A 17,993-nucleotide genomic window follows, 5' to 3' on the forward strand; every position below is an offset into this window, starting at 1 on the left:
TCAGGCCGACGGAGCGGCCCGGCGCGGGTCGGGCCAGAACGAGGTGCCGGCGCGGGCGAGCCCGCCGCCGAGCCCCGCCGGCGAACCATCGGCCCGCCAGCAGGCCGCCCCCGTCATCGTGCCGTCGGGCTCGAAACCGACCGCGCACATCCCGCCGCCGACATGCGCCACCGGCCGCACCGGGTGGCCGCGGGCGGCAAGCGCCGCGCGCACGGTCTCCGGGACGCCGTCCTCGATCTCCGCCTCCTCGCCCCAGGTGAAGACGCGGGGCGCCTCGACCGCCTCCTGCAGCGACATGCCGTGATCGACGAGGTTGAGGACGGCCTGGAGCGCGCCGGCGGGGATCCGGTGCGCGCCGGGCAGCCCGAGGGCGAAGACCGGCCGGCCCGCGCGGCAGCCGATGAGGGCCGAGATGCCGCTCGTGATCCGCTTGCCGGGCGCCAGGGACAGGGCGTGGCCGGGATGCGGATCGAACAGGTACATGTAGTTGTTCGGCACGATCCCGGTCCCGGGGATCATGATCTTGGCGCCGAACAGGCTGTTGATCGTCTGGGTCGAGGTGACGATGGCGCCGTCGGCATCCGCCACGGTGACGTGGGTGGTGTTCTGGGACTCGTTGGTGCCGACGCCCGGCGCGTAGCGGCCGGCCCGCGCCGGGTCGATCTCCGGGCGGCGCAGGGCGGCGTAGTCCTTCGCGGTCAGCCGGGCCACCGGCACGTCGACGAAGGCCGGATCGGCGGTGGCGGCGCGCCGGTCGACGGCGGCGATCTTCAGGACTTCCAGCAGGAGGTGGAGCGTGTCCGGCGTGCCGAAGCCCATGGCGGCGAGATCGTAGGCCTCGAGCAGGTTCAGCATCTGCACGATGTGGATCCCGCCCGAGGCCGGCGGCGCCGGGCCGATGATCTCGACGCCGCGATAGGCCCCCCGCACCGGTGTGCGCTCCACCGTGCGGTAGGCCGCGAGGTCGGCGGGCGCGAGGTAGGAACCGGCGGCCCGGAGCGCCGAACCGATCTCGCTGCCGAGGCTGCCGCCGTAGAGCGCGTCCGGCCCCTCGCGGGCGATGGTGGCGAGCGTCTGCGCGTAATCGCCCTGGACGAGGCGCGCTCCGGCCGCGACCGGCTCGCCTCCGGGCAGGAAGACGTGTCCGATCGCGGCGTCGCGCGCCAGGAGCGGCGCGTTCTCCGCCGTGCAGGCGGCGAGGTAGGGTGTGACCGTGAAGCCACGCCGGGCGTAGCGGATCGCCGGCTCCATCACGTCGGCGAGGGGCAGGCGACCGAAGCGGGCGAGCGCCTCGCACCAGCCCTTCAGCATGCCCGGGACCGCAACCGCGGAGGCGCCCATGAAGTTGCGACGCCCCCGCGTCTCCATGTAGTCCGGCCAGGTGTCGGAGACGGGCTCGTAGGCGTCGGGCCGGGCGGCGGCCGGCGCAGTCGCGAGGCCATCGATCGTCGTGGTCGTCCCGTCGGCGAGCCGGATCACCGCGACGCCGCCGCCGAAGATGCCGACCATCATCGGCTCGACCACCGTGAGGGCGAAGAGCGCCGCGACCGCGGCGTCGATCGCGTTGCCGCCGACGGCCAGCATCTCGAGCGCCGCGGCGGATGCGAGGGGATGGTTCGTCACCGCCATGCCGCGCCGGGCCGTGACCGGGGTCTTCTCGCACGCGAAGGGCGCGCCCGCCCGCGCCCGCCAGTCGTTGCGAGTCATCAGTACAGCCTCGTGCGGTAGCCTTCCTCCATCGTCCGTTCGGCCGCCTCGACCGTCACGGTGGCGGTCTGCTCGGCGATGATGCGGCCGAGCGTCGGGAAGGTGCTGCGCTCGACGTGGAGCGAGGGATCCCACAGCTTCGAGCGCATCAGCGCCTTGCCGCAATGGAAGAACGTTTCTTGCACGCTGACGAGGAGGCCGACCGGCGGGACCTTGCCCTGGGCGGCGAGGGGCGCGAGCCGATCCGCGTCACGAGTGAGGCTGGCGCGGCCGTTGACCCGCAGCGTCTCGTTGATCCCCGGCACCATGAAGATCAGCCCGACGGCCGGGTAGCGCAGGATGTTGGCGAAGGAATCGACCCGCTTGTTGCCGAGCCGGTCCGGGATCAGCAGCGTGCGCTCGTCGAGCACCGCCACGAAACCCGCGGCGTCCCCGCGCGGGCTCGCATCGGAGCGCCCCTCGCCGTCGCTCGAGGCGAGCACCAGGAAGGGCGAGAGCGCGATGAAGTCCCGGCAGAAGCCGTCGAGGTATCCGAGAACCTTCTTCTCGGCGAGCGGGTTGATCGGTCCGTACTCCGCGCGCAGCTCGTCCTGCGTCCGGATCGGGGGCGTCGGCCCGGGCGTCTCGGTCATCGCGTCCCTCCGGTGATCGGCGCCACGCCGCACCAGCCGGCGACGAACAGCGCGACGGTGCGGGTGAGCCTGCGCAGCGACTCGACGTTCGCGCGCTCGTTGAAGGCGTGAGCGTTCTCGATCGTTGCCCCGTAGCAGAAGGCCGGGATGCCATAATCGAGGCCGTAGAAGCGGGCATCGGTCAGCCCCGTGAACAGCGAATCCTCGAGGGGGCCGCCCCAGCCGGCACCGTGCGCCTCGGCGAGCACGGCCTCCGCCGCCCCGGCCCCCGTCACCTCGTAGCCGGGCGAGAGGAAGCCGGACCACACCACCTCGGGCGGGCTCTGGGCGAGGAAGGGATGGCTGGCTGCGGCCCGCGCCACGCAGGCCTCGATCTCGCGCTGGCACTCGGCCACGCTCCAGCCGGGCAGGAGGCCGATGCGGCAATCGACGTCGCACCAGGCCGGCACGCTCGAGGCCCATTCACCGCCGCGGATGATGCCGACATTGAGGTTGAGCGGGTGCGCGAGCGCACTGAAACGGGGATGGTCCCTGGCCCGCTCGTTCCACTCAGCTTCCAGGCCCTCCAGGGCCTGGATCACGTGATAGGCCGCCTTGATCGCGTTGAAGCCGGCCGCCGCGTGGGCGGCGTGGGCGGGCTCGCCCCGGACCTTGAGGCGAAACCAGATCACCCCGGTCTGCGCCCGCATCAGGCGCCCGTTCGTCGGCTCGACGATGAAGCAGGCCTCCGCCCGGTAGCCGCGCTGCAGCGTCGAGAGGGCGCCGAGCCCGGTGCTCTCCTCCTCGATCACCGACTGGACGTGGATGCGGCCCTGGGGCGCGAGGCCCGCGGCCTCGAGCGCGTCGAGGGCGTAGAGCGCCGCGATGGTGCCGGACTTCATGTCGCCGACGCCGCGGCCGTAGAGCCAGCCATCCTCCACGACGGGCTGGAAGGGCGGGCGCTTCCACATGTCGAGGGGACCGGCGGGGACGACGTCGCAATGGCCCTGGAGGATGAGGGAGCGGCCCAGCGCCCGCTCCGGCCGGTAGGTCCCGACCACCGTGCGGGCGCGGGAGAAATCGGTCTCGACCGGGCCGAAGCCGGGCAGGTGGCGCAAGTCGTCCTGGTCGATGCGCCAGTCGTCGACGGCGTAGCCCCGTGCCCGCAGGAGGTCGGCCATCATATCCTGGCACGGGCCCTCCTGGCCGCGTGTCGAGGGGATGGCCGAGAAGGCGATGGTGTCGGCGATCTGGCGTTCGAAGCCGGCATCCACCGCCGAAAAGAGCGCGGCGCGCTCAAGGTCGGTCAGGGTCGTACGGGGTTGCGTCTCGTCTGTCATGCCACCTCCGGCGCGACGGGCTCGCGCGCGAATCCAGGATGTTCGAAGAACCGCCGCCCCGGGATCGCGTCGAGGAGGGCGCGGGTATAGGCCTCGCGCGGCGCGGAGAAGACGTCGCGCGTCGTCCCTTCCTCGACGATCCGGCCTTTCTGCAGAACGATCACCCGGTCGGCGATCTCGGCGGCGATGCGCAGGTCGTGGGTGATGAAGATCATCGCGAGGCGCATCTCGCGGCGCAGCTCGGCGAGCAGCGCCAGCACCTGGGCCTGGACCGAGACGTCGAGGGCCGAGACCGCCTCGTCGGCGATCAGCACCTGCGGCCGCAGCACCAGCGCCCGGGCGATGCAGATGCGCTGGCGCTGCCCGCCGGAGAATTCGTGCGGATAGCGCTCCGCCGCCGCCGCCGTGAGACCGACACGCTCCAGGAGCGTGCGGGCGGCCGCCATCGCCTCGCGGCGCGGGGTGCCGTAGGCCATCGGCCCGCGGGCAACAGCGTCCCCGACCTTCTGGCGCGGGTCGAGGCTCGCGAAGGGGTCCTGGAAGACGATCTGGAGCCCACGCCGGGCCCGGCGCAGGGCCTCGCCGTGGAGCGAGCGCAGATCCTCGCCGCCGAGCCGGATCGCACCACCGTCGGGTTCGGTCAGGCGCATGATCATCCGCCCGAGGGTCGACTTGCCCGATCCGGATTCGCCCACCACCGCGAGGGTCTCACCCTGGTGCAGGGCAAGCGAGAGGCCGTCCGCGGCGACGACCCGGCGCGGCGGCTGGAACAAGCCCCGTCGCACCGTGAAGGTCTTGCGCAGGTCCTCGACCGAGAGGACCGGCGCTCCCTCCGGCCGGGGTGCTGGCGGGCGCAGCCGTGCGCGGGGCACCGCGTCGATCAGCGCGCGGGTATAGGCATCGCGTGGCCGGCGTAAGACCGCCTCCGCGCTCCCGGTCTCGACCACGCGCCCGCCCCGCAACACCACGACCCGGTCGGCAACGTCGGCGACGACGCCGAAATCGTGGGTGATGAGGAGCACGCCCATGCCGCGCTCGCGCCTGAGATCGTCGATCAGCCGCAGGATCTGCGCCTGGGTCGTCACGTCGAGGGCCGTCGTCGGCTCGTCGGCGACGAGGAGGGCCGGGCGGTTCGCCATCGCCATGGCGATCATCACCCGCTGGCGCTGGCCGCCGGAGAGCTCGAACGGGTAGGAGCGTGCGAGAAGCTCGGGCGTCGGAAGGCCGACCTGGGCGAGCAGGCCCTCGACGCGGGCCCGCATCTCGTCGCGCGGCAGCCCGCCCTGGTGGGTGCGGATCGTCTCGGCGACCTGGGGGCCGACGCGCTTCAGCGGGTTGAGCGAGGATAGTGGCTCCTGGAAGATCATCCCGGCCTCGCCGCCCCGGAAGGCCCGCAGGTCGGAGCCTGAGAGCCGCGCGACGTCGCGCCCGTTCACCGCGACCGCGCCGCCGGCGACGCGCACCCCGGACGGCAGCAGGGAGAGGATCGCGTGCGCGATCATCGACTTGCCGGAGCCCGACTCGCCGACGAGGCAGACCACCTCGTTGGGCTGGATCGCGAAGGAGACGTCCTCGACCGCGTGGGCCCGGTCGCCGCCCCGCGGCAGCGCGATGGTGAGCCCGTCGACGGCGAGGACGGGAGCCGTGGATACGGGAGCTTTGGCGTCGGTCATGGTCGTCAGCCCCGGCGCCGCGCGATGCGCGGGTTGAGCACGTCGCTCAGGCCCTCGCCGAACAGGTTGATGGCGAGCACGGTGACGAGGATGGCGAGGCCCGGGAACACGCTCGCCCACCACGCCTGCCGGATCGAGCTGCGGGCCGAGCCGACCATGAAGCCCCAGGACATCATGTTGGGATCGCCCAGGCCGAGGAAGGAGAGCGCGCTCTCGATGAGGATCGCGCTCGCCACCGTGAGCGAGGCCGTGACGAGGATCGGCGAGACCGCGTTCGGCAGCACGTGGCCGAACACCACCCTGGCGGTGCGCTCGCCCTGGCAGATCGCCGCCTCGACGAATTCCCGGCGGCGCAGGCGAAGGAACTCGGCCCGGGTGAGCCGCGCCAGCGGCGGCCAGGACACCGCCCCGATCGTGGCGACGATGGTGGCGAGCGAGGGCGTGAAGGTCGCGACGAGCAGGATCGCCAGCACGAAGGCGGGGATCGTCTGGAACAGCTCGGTCATGCGCATCAGCGCCGCGTCGAGCCCGCCGCCGGCATAGCCGGCGAGCGCCCCGACCGTCACCCCGATGACGAGCGCCGCCAGCGCCGAGGCGACGCCGATGAGGAGCGAGACCCGGGCCCCGTGGGCGATTCCCGCCGCGACGTCGCGCCCGAGGGTGTCGGCCCCGAGCCGCATCCCGTCCTCGCCGGGCGGGGCGAAGGGCGTCGCCACCATCTCCCAGGGGGATTCGGGGTAGAGGAAGGGGGCGCTCGCCGCGAGGACCAGCACCGCCAGGATGAGCACGAGCCCAGCCATGCCGCTCGGGTGGCGCAGGAAAGCCTTGAGCACGTCCATCTCAGGCGCTCCCCGCCCGCATGCGCGGATCGATGAGCCGGTAGGCCAGATCCGTCGCGAGGTTGAACAGGATGACGATGACCGAGAGGATGAGGAACACGCCGAGCATCACCGGGTAGTCGCGCTGGAGCAGCGCGTCGAAGGTGAGCCGGCCGAGCCCCGGCCAGGCGAACACCGTCTCGACCACGACCGCGCCGCCGACGAGGGCGCCGGCCTGCATGCCCGCCACCGTGGCCACCGGCACGAGGGCGTTGCGCAGCATGTGCCCGACGACGATCTGCGCTCCGGTGAGGCCCTTGGCGCGGGCGGTCTTCACGAAGTCCTGCTGCGCCACCTCGATGATCGCGGCGCGCATCAGCCGGGCGTAGATCGCGAGGTAGATCGCTCCGAGGGAGGCCGCCGGCATCGCGAGGTATTTGAGGAGGTCGAGGGCCTGGCCCAGGGGGCCGAGCCGGGCGTTGATCGTGCCGTAGCCGAAGGGCGGCAGCCAATCGAGCCAGACCGAGAAGACCAGGACCAGCATCAGCCCGAGCCAGAACACCGGCATGGCGTAGAGCACGAGCGACAAGACCGTGAAGGCGGTGTCGGCGGCGCTGCCCGCCGCGAGGCCGGCCATCACGCCGAGGGTCGAGCCGAGGAGGAGCGCGAGAGCGAAGGCCGTGACCGTGAGGAGGAGGGTGGCGGGAAGGCGCTCGCGGATCAGGTCGAGGACCGGCCGGCGCTGCTGGGTCGAGGTGCCGAGATCGAGCCGCACCACCCGGCCGAGATGGCGCGCGAGCTGCACCGCGTAGGGCTGGTCGAGGCCGTACTCGGCGCGCAGGTCGGCGAGCAGCTTGGCGTCCGCGCCGCCCGACTGCCCGGCCATCACCTGCGCCGGGTCGCCGGGCGCGGCCCGCACCAGCGCGAAGTTGAAGGTCGCGATCACCAGGACCACCAGGACGAGCCGGACGATCCAGGCACCGAGCGCGATTCCGATCCCGGCGGCACGCCTGATCCCGGTCACGACTTCGTCACCGCGCCGAAGGTCTCGTGCGAGCCGATCGCCGTCGTCACGACGTCCTTGAGGCTCCTGTCGTAGATGATCGGGTACTCGATCTCGAGCGTCCAGGCGACGGGCACGTCCTCGACCAGGATCTGCTGGACCCTGGTATAGAGTTCCTGGCGCTTCTTCTCGTCCAGCGCGCTCGCGGCCTCGTCGAACAGCCGGTCCACCTCGGGGTTCGAGTAGCCTTGCGTGTTCGAAAACAGGATGCCCTTGACGATGTTCGAGGTCACGTAGGTGCGCGAGACGCCGAGTGCCGGGTCGCCGAGCTGGTAGAGCAGGTTCGTCGTCATCTGGTAGTCCCAGTTGCCGATCCGCGACGCCCAGCCCGCCATGTCGGTCGATTCGAGCACGAGGTCGATGCCGACGCGGGCGAAGGACTGGCGGTAGAACTCCGCCGAGCGCTGGTAGGATTCGCCGTAGGGCGGCACCAGGAACTTGACCTCGACCCGCTTGCCGCCGGCGCCGGGTTTTAGGCCCATCTCGTCGAGCAGAGCCTTCGCCTTGTCGGGGCTGTGCTCGTACTTGCGGACGTTCGGGTCGTAGAACTTCGTCTTCGAGGCGATCGGCCCGGTCGCGACCCTCGCCTGCCCGAAATAGACGCGCTTGGCGAGCGCCTCGCGGTCGAGGGCGTACATCACCGCCTGGCGGAAGCGCCGGTCGTTCAGCGGCGCGACGCGGTTGTTCATCTCGAGCCACTGCAGCGGCGCGAAGTACTCATAACCCGCGGTGGTGACGGCGAGATTCGGGCGGGCCTTGAGACGGGCGACGTCGTAGAACTCGACGTCGGACCATTGCGCGAGCTGCACCGTGCCGTTCTCGAGGGCGAGCGTGCGCGAAGCCGCGTCGGGAATGACCCGGTAGATGATTTCGTCGAGGTGCGGCTCGTCCTTGCGGTAGTAGCCGTCGTGGCGCACCAGGTGGACGTGGGAGCCGCGCACCCATTCTTTGAGCTTGAACGGGCCGGTCCCGATGGCCTTGTCGTTCATCGGGTTCTTGCGGAAGTCGGTGCCCTCGTAGACGTGCTTCGGGACGATCGGCGCGGTGGTGCAATCGAACGAGCCGAGGAACGGCGCGAAGGGCTCCTTCAGCGTGAAGACTACCGTGAGCGGATCGGGCGCCTCGGCCTTCGCCACCCGGCGGAAGGTGTTGCGCGCCCGTGGATGGGTCTCCATCAGCAGGGTCATGCACGAGAACACGACGTCCTGCGCCGTCATCGGCGTGCCGTCGTGGAAGGTGATGCCCGGAAACAGCCGGAACGTGTAGGTCAGCCCGTCCGGCGAGATCTCCCAGGACCGCGCCATGCCGGGCATCGGCTTCAGGTCGGGGGCGTATTTGAGCAGGCTCTCGTAGATCTTGCCGCCGAGGGTCAGCGTCGGCTGCTGCTGGTTCAGGGCGGTGACGAGGATCGGCGGCTCGGGCTGGATGATGACGTTGAGCGTGCCGCCGCGGCCTTGCGCCGCCGCCCGTCCCGCACCGAGCGGCAGGGTCGCGGCGCCGGCGAGCAATCCCCCGGTGAACTGGCGGCGATCCATCCCGGCCTCTCCCGATCATTGAGCGATGGTGAGAGCCTAGCCGAGCGAATACCGGCCCGCCGTCGCATCCGGGCCGCCGAGTATCGCGATCGGGCCAGCCGGCGGGCTACGATGGCAGCCGAGCGTGGTATGCAGGTTGCCTCCCCCGGCCTGGTCGATCGTCCGTCCAAGGAGCGCAGGATGAGGAAGCCGTTCCCGCTCGAGGCCGAGCAGTGCGAGACGATCCCGCAGGGACGGCGGGCCGCCGACCCGCGGGCGGCCCGCGCGCTCTCGGCCAGCCTCCAGGCCGTGCCGCGCCGGGTGGGCGGGATGGGGGCGTTCTATCCCGATACCAGCACCAGCACCCGGCACGCCCATGCGCGCGGGCAGTTCATCCTCGGCGTCACCGGGATCACCGCGATGCTGACCGACGAGGGGTGCTTCGTCGTTCCACCGGATCACGGGTTGTGGATCCCGCCGGGCGTGGTGCACCAGTCCCGATCATGGGCGGATGTGGAGGTGCAGACGATCTACGTCGAGGCCGACGCGATGCCGGTCGGTCACGGCGCCTGCCGGCTGGTGCACACGACGCCGCTCCTGCGGGCGCTCCTCGCCGAGGTGCTGGCGATGCCGGTCCTCTACGACGAGCACGGACGGGAGGGCCGGCTCGTCGACCTCCTGCTCGCGGAGATCGGCCGGATGCCCGCCTCCTCGCTCCACGTCGCGGTGCCGCAGGACGACCGTCTCGGCCGGATCTGCGAGACCGTGCTCTCCCGCGCCGGCGAGACCCGGACCCTCGACGAATGGGCGCTCCTCACGGGCTTGAGCCGCCGGACGATCACGCGCCTGTTCCGCCGCGAGACCGGGATGAGCTTCTCTGCCTGGCAGCAGCGGGTGCGGCTCATGGAGGCGCTCGCCCGCCTCGGCGGCGGCGCCTCCGTCACCAGCGTCGCCCTCGACGTCGGCTACGACAGCCCGAGCGCCTTCACGGCGATGTTCAAGCGGGTCCTCGGCACCTGCCCGCGGACCTACCTCGACTGGGCCTGAGCGCCGGGCTCCGCGAGGCCATGACGGGACAGGGCGGCCTTCAGGATGGCGGCGGTCTCGGGCCGCCGCGCGAGGCAGCGCGAGGTCGGCCCCGCGACGACGATCGAGAGCCGGCGGTCGCCGAGGGGAAGCGGGAGAGCGACGCCGGCGAGGTCGGCGATGTACTCCGAGTCGCTCTGGTGATAGCCGCGCTCCTCCGCCTCCAGCAGAGCACGCTCCACGTTCTCCACGCCCAACGGCGTCGTGTCGGAGAAGCGCTCGAACGCGACCCGGCGGTAGATCGCCTCGCGCGAGGCCGCAGGATACTGGGCGAGGATCGCCCGCCCGGCGGAGCTGGCATGGACCGGAACACGGTCGCCGACCCGGGCGTGGTAGCGCACCTGGTGCCGGGATTCCGCCACGACGAGGAACAGGGCGTGGATGCCGGTCAGGGTGCCGACCGCCGTGGTCTCGCCGGTGGCGGCCGCCACATCGGCCACGAGGACGTCGACGACGCCCGGCAGCGGCTCGGCCTCAGCCACGGTGAGGGCGAGCGTGAGCCAGCGAGGGGTCGGGTAGTACCCGGCCCGCGGCCGCGGCTCGTAGAGATAGCCCCTCTCGACGATCGTCCCGACAAGGTTGAACGTGCTCGAGCGCGGCCAGCCGAGATCGTCCGAGATCTCGGCGAGCGTGGCCGGCCGCCGCCGCTCGGCGAAATACTCCATCAGTTCGAGAACGTTGGCCGCCTGCTTGACCTGCATCTGTCCCGTCGCCCCGTGCCGGTGCGGGGGTCGACCGCCGCCCGGGTTCATGGCTGCGCAACCTAACGGCCGGTGCTTCGGGGCACCACACGCATCGCGTCTCCCCCCTGCCTACAAGGGCGCTTGACTTATTCATAATCAGGAATGAAAAATTCCTACATAAGAATTTAGCGGACCGCGACGATCGGTGCCGTGATGCGGACGGCCGCGATAAGTCGGCCCGCCGCAGGGAGGAATGCATGTCGCTCCGCCGTACCCTCGGGACGCTCGCTCTCGCCGCCTCGACGATGCTGTCTTCGGCCGCCCTGGCGCAGGTCCCGGTCAAGATCGGCGTCCTCGCCGACATGTCCGGGATCTTCTCGGATATCGGCGGCGCCGGGGCCGCCGAGGCGACCCGGATGGCCGTCGAGGATTTCGCCAAGCTGCCAGAGGCGAAGGACCTGAAGATCGAGGTCGTCGCGGCCGATGCGCAGAACAAGCCCGATATCTCGAGCACCATCGCGCGCAAGTGGTTCGACTCGGACGGGGTGGACGCCGTCGTCGACATGCCGACGAGCGCGATCTCTCTCGCCCTCGCGCCGCTCGTGCGGGAGAAGAACAAGGTCGCGCTGTTCACCGCATCCGGCTCCTCGGACCTGACGGGCAAATCCTGCACGCCGAACTCCGTGCACTGGACCTACGACACCTGGGCGCTCGCCCACGGCACCGCCGAGGCGATCACGAAGGCCGGCGGCAAGTCCTGGTACTTCATCACGGCCGATTTCGCGCTCGGCCACGCGCTCGAGCGCGACGCCAGTGCCGTGGTGAAGGCCGAGGGCGGCCGGGTGGCGGGGACCGTGCGCCATCCCACCGACGCCAAGGACTTCTCGTCGTTCCTGCTCCAGGCCCAGGCCTCGCAGGCGCAGGTGATCGGCCTCACCAATGCCGGCGGCGACACGATCAACGCCATCAAGCAGGCCGCCGAGTTCGGCATCGTCCAGAGTGGGCAGCAGCTCGCCGGCATGCTCTTGTTCCTCTCCGACATCCATTCGCTGGGCCTGCGCACTGCCCAGGGCCTGCGCCTGACGACAGGGTTCTATTGGGACCTGAACGCGGCGACGCGGGCCTTCGGCGAGCGCTTCGCCGCCCGCAACAACGGTCGCTACCCCACCATGAACCAGGCCGGGGCCTATTCCGCCACGATCGCGTTCCTCCGGGCGGTCGCGAAGGTCGGATCGGCCAAGGACGGGGGCGCGGTGGTGAAGGCGATGCGGGAGGCGGGGACCTTCGACGACCCGCTCTTCGGCAAGACGACGTTGCGCGAGGACGGCCGCGTGCTGCACGACATGATGCTCGTCGAGGTCAAGAAGCCGGACGAATCGAAGAAGCCCTACGACTACTACAAGGTCCTGGCCACCATCCCGGGCCCGGAAGCCTTCCGTCCCCTCAAGGACGGCGGATGCCCGTTCGTGAAGTAGCGGGCGCCGCCCCGACGGCATCGACGCAAGCTAAGGATCAACGACCATGCGACTGGCGAACAAGCTCGTGGTGGTGACGGCCGCGGCCTCCGGGATGGGACGCGCCGGCGTCGAGCTCTTCCTGCGCGAGGGCGCGCGGGTCGCGGCCATCGACGTGAACGCCGAGGGGCTCGCGCGGCTGTCCGCCGACATGGCGGCGCAGGGCCATGACGTCGCGACGGTGCGGGCCGACCTCTCGCAGCCCGAGGAGACGCGCGGCTCGATCCACGCCGCCGCCGCGGCGCTCGGGGGCATCGACGTGCTGTGGGCCCATGCCGGCATCCCCGGGCCCGGCGGCATCGAGAACCTCGACGTGCCGGCCTACCGGCTCGCCATCGACCTCAACGTCACCTCGGCAGCCCTCGCCGCCGGCGAGGCGATCGGGCACATGCGCCGGCGCGGCGGCGGGGCGATCGTGTTCACCGCCTCAGTCTCGGGCCTCGTCGGCTCGATGTGGAGCCCGATCTATTCCGCCGCCAAGTTCGCGGTGGTCGGGCTGACGAAGTCCCTCGCCCAGACCTTCGCGCCCGACAACGTCCGGGTGAACGTCGTCTGCCCAGGCCTCGCCGAGACGCCGATGAAGCTCGGCTTCACCGGCCGCTCGGGCGATCCGACGGAGGCCGCCGCCGCCGAAGCGCGCATGGTCTCCGCAGTGCCGATGGGGCGCCTGTGCCGGCCGGAGGAGGCCGCCCACGCGGTGCTCTGGCTCGCCTCGGACGATGCCTCCTACGTGACGGGCGTGGCCCTGCCCGTCGATGGCGGCTTCACGGCGCGCTGAGCGCCGGGGCCCGAGTACGAGGAAGGGAGAAGCGCCATGCCGGGTCCGCTCGCAGGCATCAGGGTCGTCGACCTGAGCACGGTCGTCGCGGGCCCTTCGCGACGCAGATCCTCGCCGAGCTCGGCGCCGAGATCGTCAAGGTCGAGGGACCGGGCGGCGACATCCTGCGCGCGCCGGGCCCCGCCCGCTCGCCCGGCATGGGAGCGGCGTTCCTCAACTGCAATCGCGGCAAGGACAGCGTCGTCCTCGACCTGAAGCAGGAGGCCGGCCGCGCCCGGCTCGACGACCTCGTCCGGGGCGCCGACATCCTCGTCCACAACATGCGGATGGAGGCCGCCGCCCGGCTCGGCCTCGACGATGCGCGCCTGCGCGCGATCAATCCGGGGCTGATCACCTGCGCCATCGTCGGCTTCGGCCAGGACGGACCCTACCGGGACCGGCCCGCCTACGACGACATCGTCCAGGCGGCGTCGGGCTGGGCCGACCTCGAGCGGCGGGCCGGGGGCGAGCCCCGCTACGCACCGACCATCGCGGCCGACAAGACCGCATCGCTCTACGTCACCACCGCGATCAGTGCCGCCCTGTTCCACCGCGCCCGCACGGGGGAAGGACAGGCGATCGAGGTGCCGATGTTCGAATCCATGGTGTCGTTCCTCGCCGTCGAGCACCTCGCCGGCCTCACCTTCCGGCCGCCCCTCGGCCCGTCCGGCTACGCGCGTCTCCTCTCGAAGCACCGCCGGCCCTACCCGACCCGCGACGGCCACATCGCGGTCCTGCCCTACAATGCGAGCCACTGGCGCGCGGTCTTCCGCGCCGCCGGCCGCGAGGATTGGGCGCAGGAGGCGGCGCTCGGGTCCGACGCTGCCCGCGCCGCGATGATCGACACCCTCTACGAGCGCCTGGCCGGCTGCCTCGCGCAGGACACGACCGAGGCGTGGCTCTCGCGCCTCGCCCCCCTCGATGTGCCCTGCACGCGGGTCAACCGGATCGAGGACCTGCTCGACGACCCTCACCTCGCGGCCACCGGCTTCTTCGAGGCGATCGACCATCCGACGGAGGGACCGCTCCTGGCGACGCGGCCGCCGGTCCGGTTCTCGCGCACGCCCTGCGGCGCGACGCGGCCCGCGCCGCCCCTGGATTCGGGCGACCCCTGAGGCCGGCATCCGGAGGGCGCCGGCCGCCGCGGCATCACCGCGTCGCGAACTTGATGCTGATCGCGGCCTTGGCCGTCAGGCCGGGGCTCGGCAGCAGGTTGGGGTACTGCGTGTAGCGCTTGTCGAAGGCATTCTGCACGATGACGTCGGCGCGGATGCGATCGTCGATGCGGTAGGAGGCGAAGAAGTCCACGAGTGCGTAGGCCTTCGTCGCCAGGATCGTGGTGCCGGCCGGCACGTCGAGGCGGCTGTCGACGACGGTGAGGCGGCTCCCGACCGCGACGCGCTCGTCGAGGAAGCGCAGCCCGAGCGTCGCGCTGATCCGATCCGGAGGAACGGTCAGCAGCGTCTCGCGGGTCGCCTTGTTGCGCCCGTCGGTGTGCGTGGCGGCGAGCGAGACGAACCCCCCGCCCCAGTCATACGCGCCTTCGATCTCGACACCCGACAGCTCGGCCTGCGCGATGTTGAGGTACTGGAGCGATTGCACCGGGATCACGCACGGAAACCGTCCGGGGAGCCGCGCGCAGATCGACGCCGGTATGCCGGGGATGGCCGGGACGAAATAGGTCGGGCCGACCGGCGAGATGTTGATGTAATCATCGATGACATTGTTGAAGACGTTGAGCTTGGCTCTCAGAACGTCTCCTCGCTGGAGCACGTCGCCGTATTTCAGGTTGATGCCGCCCTCGATGGTGTGGGCCACCTCCGGCCGGAGCGTCGAATTGGGCAGGATGTTGAAGGCCGGGAACGGATGGATGCCCTGCACCAGCGTCTCGGTGATCGACGGCGCGCGATAGCCCTCGGCGTAGGTGGCGTAGACCTCGATACCGGCGAAGGGCGACACGCCGACGGTGATCTTGGGCGGCAGGCGGTCGCCGCTCGATCGGTAGGCGCCGCCGGAGAGGTCGTAACGGTCGTAGCGGAGCGCGCCGATCACGCGCAGCCAGGAGGCGTAGCGCACCTCGTCCTGGACGAATGCGCCCGCGAGGTTGCGCTCTCCCGAAGGGGTGAAGGCGGATCCGAAGCCACCGGCCCGGTCCGTCGTCCTGACGCTGTCGAAGACCATGTCCCCGCCGAGCGTCAGGGCATGGCTCGCGCTCCAGGTGTTGAAACGGGCGGTCAACCGCTCCGGGTTTCTCGGAGGCTGTTTGTGTTGGGTCAGGCGGCCAAGGCTTGGTCGCTGACGTGGGTATAATAGTGCGCCTCGGCCTCGGCCTCGGCGGGAGGGATGTTGCCGATCGGCGCGAGCAGGCGGTGATGGTTGTACCAGTCGACCCATTCCAGGGTGGCGTACTCGACCGCCTCGAAGGAGCGCCATGGGCCGCGTCGGTGGATCACCTCTGCCTTGAACAAGCCGTTGATCGTCTCCGCGAGGGCATTGTCGTATGAGTCGCCGACGCTGCCGACGGACGGCTCGATACCCGCTCCGGCCAAGCGCTCAGTGTAGCGCAAAGCCAAGTATTGCGAGCCGCGGTCCGAATGATGAACCAGGCCGCTGCCCTGGACAGGACGACGCTCGTACAGCGCCTGTTCCAGAGCATCCAGAACGAAGCTCGCGTGAGCACTGCGCGAGGCTCGCCAGCCGGAGCCTGCCCTCGGGCCGGCGAAGCCGGACCCGGGGGATGCGTCGGGCGAACACATCGATGACGAAGGCCACATAGACGAAGCCCGACCACGTCGCCACGTAGGTGAAGTCGCTGACCCACAGAGCATTCGGCCGGGGCGCCTTGAACTGACGGTTGACGCGGTCGAGGGGGCAAGCTGCGGCCGGGTCAGGGATCGTGGTGCGAACGGTTCTGCCACGCACCACCCCCGCCAAGCCCATCCTGCGCATCAGCCGCGCCACCGTGCATCGCGCGGTCACGATCCCCTCTCGGGCCAGCTGCCGCCAGATCTTACGCACGCCGTAGACACAGAAGTTCGCCTCGAACACGCGCTGGATCTCGATCATCAACGCGGCGTCGCTGCGAGTGCGAACCGGCTGCTTCTCGGGATCGGCACGCCGGGCAGCGTGCAGGTAGTAGGTCGACGGGGCGATCGGCAGCACCCTGCAGATCGGCCTCATCCTGAGGCTCTCGAAGGACGACCCCGTAGACGGCCCGATGATCGTCGATGAAGCTGATCATGGCCGAGACCGGCGGTCGAGCTCCGCCATCGCGAAATATGCGCTCGCCTTGCGCAGGATCTCGTTGGCCTGGCGTAGCTCACGGTTCTCCCGTTCGAGCGCCTCGATCCGCTCGCGCTCGTCCGTCGTCCGGCCAGGACGCACGCCCTGGTCGCGTTCGGACTGGCGCACCCAGTTCCGCAGTGTCTCGCCCGAGCAGCCAATCTTGGCGGCGATCGACTGGATCGCCGACCACTGCGAGCCATGCTCGCCCTCGTGCTCGCAGACCATCCGCACGGCGCGCTCACGCACCTCAGGGGAAAACGGCGTTGTTCGCTTCGTCATGGCTCCATCCTCTCAGAAGTTGGAGCCTCCGGGAAACCCGGAGCGGTTCAACCTGGGGCGAGCCGAACTCGGTGTCGACGACGCGGCGTTGGGTCGACATGTCGGGTGTCTCCTTCTGGCTGCCCCGCTCGTCGGGCTCTGGCGCGGATCGTGTCCGGGGTCGGCCCCTCAGCGCTCGGCCGGCGCGGCCGCGAGGTCCCGGCCCGGGTCCGCCGCGTCGGGCCGCAGCGCCTCGAGGCTGCGGTTGCGGGTCTCGATCCCGAACAGCCCGACGCAGACGGCCTGGAGCAGCAGGGCGCCGACCAGCATCGCCAGCACCGGCACGACCCCGCCCTCGGCGTAGAGCCAGACGACCCCTTGCGGGATGAAGATGCCGGCGATCCGCCCCGCCGTGCTGGCGACGCCGGTGCCGCGCAGTCGGTACTCGGTCGGGAACAGCTCCGGGATGTAGGCGGCGATGCCGAGCGCCACCATCAGGTAGATGCAGGTGAACAATCCGAAGCCGACGACGGTGGCCAGCGCCATCGAGGGCGCCAGCGTGTAGGCGATGCCGAGAAGCGCCGCGACGACCGACGCGACGGTGAGGCCGTTGCGCCGCCCGAGGCGCTCGGCGATCACCGCGCCGAGGCAGGCCCCGACCGGGCCGCCGAGCGACATGAAGGTGGTGTAGCCGAGCGACGAGCCGACGCTGAGGCCCTGCTTGACCAGGAAGGTCGGCACCCAGGCGACGAAGCCGTAGATCGACACGTTGATCATCACGTTGATGACGGTCGCCACCAGCGTGCGGCGGATCACCGGGCGGCCGAACAGCACCCCGAGGCCGGGGTCCCGCACCGGCCCCGCCCCCGAGACCGGTTGCGGCGGCGGCAGGGTTCGGCCGTAGGACGCCTCGATCCCCGTCAGAACCCGGTCGGCCTCCTCGGTCCGGCCGACGGATTCGAGCCAGCGCGGGCTCTCCGGCATGCTCTTGCGGGCGTACCAGACGGCCAGCGCGCCGATGCCGGCGATCGCAAACATCGTCCGCCAGCCGAAGGTCGGGATCACCAGGTAGCCGACCAGCGTCGCGGCGAAGAGCGCCGTGTTGGTGATGATCGACAGGTAGGCGGCCCAGCGCCCGCGCTGCGCCGGCGGGATGAACTCGCCGATCGTCGCGTAGCCGATCACGATCTCGGCCCCGAGCCCCACGCCCATGAAGAAGCGCAGGACGATCAGCGTCCACATGTCGGGGGCGAAGACGGCGGCGAGCGAGGCGAGCCCGAAGATCATCAGGTTCGCCTGGTAGGTGAACCGGCGCCCGAACCGGTCGCCGAGGATCCCGGCCGAGAAGCTGCCGATCACCATCCCGATGAAGGTCGCCGACAGGAAGGCGGCGTTGAGCCGGAGGTCCGACCAGCCATCCTTGACGAGGGCGCCCAGGATGCCGCCCGCGAGGTAGATGTCGAAGCTGTCGAAGAACATCCCGGCACCGATCAGCCACAGGATCCGGCGGTGGAAGCCGGAGATCGGCAGGCGGTCGAGGCGCGCCCCGGCCGAGATCGTTGACGCCATCGTCGGGTCCCCTCCCCTCTCCCGGCCGGGGTCTCCCGCCCGGCCGGCGCCCGTC

At 70.9% G+C, this 17,993-nt stretch carries 14 protein-coding genes, 1 pseudogene and 1 other annotated feature; of the genes and pseudogenes, 4 read left to right on the plus strand and 11 right to left on the minus strand.

Translation table 11 applies throughout. The annotated features are described in order from the left end of the window. The 7 genes from ggt to F1D61_RS16740 are packed head-to-tail and all read right to left on the minus strand — an operon-like array spanning position 1 to position 8,747. A complete protein-coding gene (gene ggt, locus F1D61_RS16710) occupies positions 1-1,707 on the minus strand; it encodes a gamma-glutamyltransferase (protein ID WP_246775382.1) in 1,707 nt (568 codons plus the stop codon). Next, entirely contained in the window at positions 1,707-2,339 is a 633-nt protein-coding gene (locus F1D61_RS16715; RefSeq protein WP_203152823.1) for a pyridoxamine 5'-phosphate oxidase family protein, read from the minus strand. Before F1D61_RS16715 ends, ggt begins: the two co-directional genes overlap by 1 nt. Beyond that, a complete protein-coding gene (locus tag F1D61_RS16720) occupies positions 2,336-3,658 on the minus strand; it encodes an ArgE/DapE family deacylase (protein WP_203152824.1) in 1,323 nt (440 codons plus the stop codon). Before F1D61_RS16720 ends, F1D61_RS16715 begins: the two co-directional genes overlap by 4 nt. Further along, entirely contained in the window at positions 3,655-5,331 is a 1,677-nt protein-coding gene (locus F1D61_RS16725) for a dipeptide ABC transporter ATP-binding protein (protein WP_203152825.1), read from the minus strand. The genes F1D61_RS16720 and F1D61_RS16725 overlap by 4 nt, the downstream gene beginning before the upstream one ends. A gap of 5 nt (positions 5,332-5,336) precedes the next feature. After that, positions 5,337-6,170 carry an ABC transporter permease gene (locus F1D61_RS16730; RefSeq protein WP_203152826.1) on the minus strand — a complete coding sequence of 278 codons (834 nt, stop codon included), beginning with the start codon at positions 6,168-6,170 and terminating at the stop codon, positions 5,337-5,339. 1 nt (position 6,171) lies between these two features. Continuing rightward, a complete protein-coding gene (locus tag F1D61_RS16735; protein ID WP_432443310.1) occupies positions 6,172-7,164 on the minus strand; it encodes an ABC transporter permease in 993 nt (330 codons plus the stop codon). Between the two features lie 5 nt (positions 7,165-7,169). Beyond that, positions 7,170-8,747, minus strand: coding sequence for an ABC transporter substrate-binding protein (locus F1D61_RS16740; protein ID WP_203152828.1), 1,578 nt, complete (start codon positions 8,745-8,747; stop codon positions 7,170-7,172). 180 nt (positions 8,748-8,927) lie between these two features. On the opposite strand from F1D61_RS16740, the gene F1D61_RS16745 reads away from it, so the two are divergent. Further along, positions 8,928-9,773: an AraC family transcriptional regulator gene (locus tag F1D61_RS16745; protein WP_203152829.1), complete on the plus strand. Its 846-nt coding sequence runs from the start codon at positions 8,928-8,930 to the stop codon at positions 9,771-9,773. On the opposite strand, the gene F1D61_RS16750 is transcribed toward F1D61_RS16745, so the two are convergent. Beyond that, a complete protein-coding gene (locus F1D61_RS16750) occupies positions 9,755-10,513 on the minus strand; it encodes an IclR family transcriptional regulator (protein ID WP_203152830.1) in 759 nt (252 codons plus the stop codon). The two genes, F1D61_RS16745 and F1D61_RS16750, sit on opposite strands and share 19 nt — an antisense overlap. Before the next feature lie 239 nt (positions 10,514-10,752). Here F1D61_RS16750 and F1D61_RS16755 point away from each other — a divergent pair, with 239 nt between their 5' ends. Genes F1D61_RS16755 through F1D61_RS16765 form a run of 3 tightly spaced genes read left to right on the plus strand, consistent with a single transcriptional unit; the run spans position 10,753 to position 13,941 of the window. Then, the gene (locus tag F1D61_RS16755) at positions 10,753-11,970 is read left to right on the plus strand and encodes an ABC transporter substrate-binding protein (protein WP_203152831.1); all 1,218 of its coding nucleotides are present in this window, start codon (positions 10,753-10,755) and stop codon (positions 11,968-11,970) included. A gap of 46 nt (positions 11,971-12,016) precedes the next feature. Beyond that, positions 12,017-12,787, plus strand: a complete 771-nt coding sequence (locus tag F1D61_RS16760; RefSeq protein ID WP_203152832.1) for an SDR family NAD(P)-dependent oxidoreductase — start codon at positions 12,017-12,019, stop codon at positions 12,785-12,787. Next, entirely contained in the window at positions 12,679-13,941 is a 1,263-nt protein-coding gene (locus F1D61_RS16765; protein ID WP_203152833.1) for a CaiB/BaiF CoA transferase family protein, read from the plus strand. The genes F1D61_RS16760 and F1D61_RS16765 overlap by 109 nt, the downstream gene beginning before the upstream one ends. Before the next feature lie 34 nt (positions 13,942-13,975). Here F1D61_RS16765 and F1D61_RS16770 read toward each other — a convergent pair whose 3' ends face one another. From F1D61_RS16770 to F1D61_RS16780, 3 genes and pseudogenes are all read right to left on the minus strand, one after another. Continuing rightward, positions 13,976-15,064, minus strand: coding sequence for a TonB-dependent receptor domain-containing protein (locus F1D61_RS16770; RefSeq protein ID WP_246775383.1), 1,089 nt, complete (start codon positions 15,062-15,064; stop codon positions 13,976-13,978). 35 nt (positions 15,065-15,099) lie between these two features. Next, positions 15,100-16,390 (minus strand): annotated as a pseudogene (locus F1D61_RS16775) (IS3 family transposase). Beyond that, positions 15,971-16,109: a sequence feature (AL1L pseudoknot), on the minus strand. It overlaps the preceding pseudogene by 139 nt. Before the next feature lie 168 nt (positions 16,391-16,558). Further along, positions 16,559-17,938, minus strand: a complete 1,380-nt coding sequence (locus F1D61_RS16780; protein ID WP_203152834.1) for an MFS transporter — start codon at positions 17,936-17,938, stop codon at positions 16,559-16,561. Positions 17,939-17,993: the final 55 nt, after the last annotated feature.

Source organism: Methylobacterium aquaticum, assembly GCF_016804325.1.
In the GTDB taxonomy this organism is placed as follows: domain Bacteria; phylum Pseudomonadota; class Alphaproteobacteria; order Rhizobiales; family Beijerinckiaceae; genus Methylobacterium; species Methylobacterium aquaticum_C.

Coding starts and splice junctions, on each gene's coding strand:
- ggt (WP_246775382.1), bottom strand. CDS start 1,707: ATGACTCGCAACGACTGGCGGGCGCGGGCGGGCGCGCCCTTCGCGTGC.
- F1D61_RS16715 (WP_203152823.1), bottom strand. CDS start 2,339: ATGACCGAGACGCCCGGGCCGACGCCCCCGATCCGGACGCAGGACGAG.
- F1D61_RS16720 (WP_203152824.1), bottom strand. CDS start 3,658: ATGACAGACGAGACGCAACCCCGTACGACCCTGACCGACCTTGAGCGC.
- F1D61_RS16725 (WP_203152825.1), bottom strand. CDS start 5,331: ATGACCGACGCCAAAGCTCCCGTATCCACGGCTCCCGTCCTCGCCGTC.
- F1D61_RS16730 (WP_203152826.1), bottom strand. CDS start 6,170: ATGGACGTGCTCAAGGCTTTCCTGCGCCACCCGAGCGGCATGGCTGGG.
- F1D61_RS16740 (WP_203152828.1), bottom strand. CDS start 8,747: ATGGATCGCCGCCAGTTCACCGGGGGATTGCTCGCCGGCGCCGCGACC.
- F1D61_RS16745 (WP_203152829.1), top strand. CDS start 8,928: ATGAGGAAGCCGTTCCCGCTCGAGGCCGAGCAGTGCGAGACGATCCCG.
- F1D61_RS16750 (WP_203152830.1), bottom strand. CDS start 10,513: ATGCAGGTCAAGCAGGCGGCCAACGTTCTCGAACTGATGGAGTATTTC.
- F1D61_RS16755 (WP_203152831.1), top strand. CDS start 10,753: ATGTCGCTCCGCCGTACCCTCGGGACGCTCGCTCTCGCCGCCTCGACG.
- F1D61_RS16760 (WP_203152832.1), top strand. CDS start 12,017: ATGCGACTGGCGAACAAGCTCGTGGTGGTGACGGCCGCGGCCTCCGGG.
- F1D61_RS16780 (WP_203152834.1), bottom strand. CDS start 17,938: ATGGCGTCAACGATCTCGGCCGGGGCGCGCCTCGACCGCCTGCCGATC.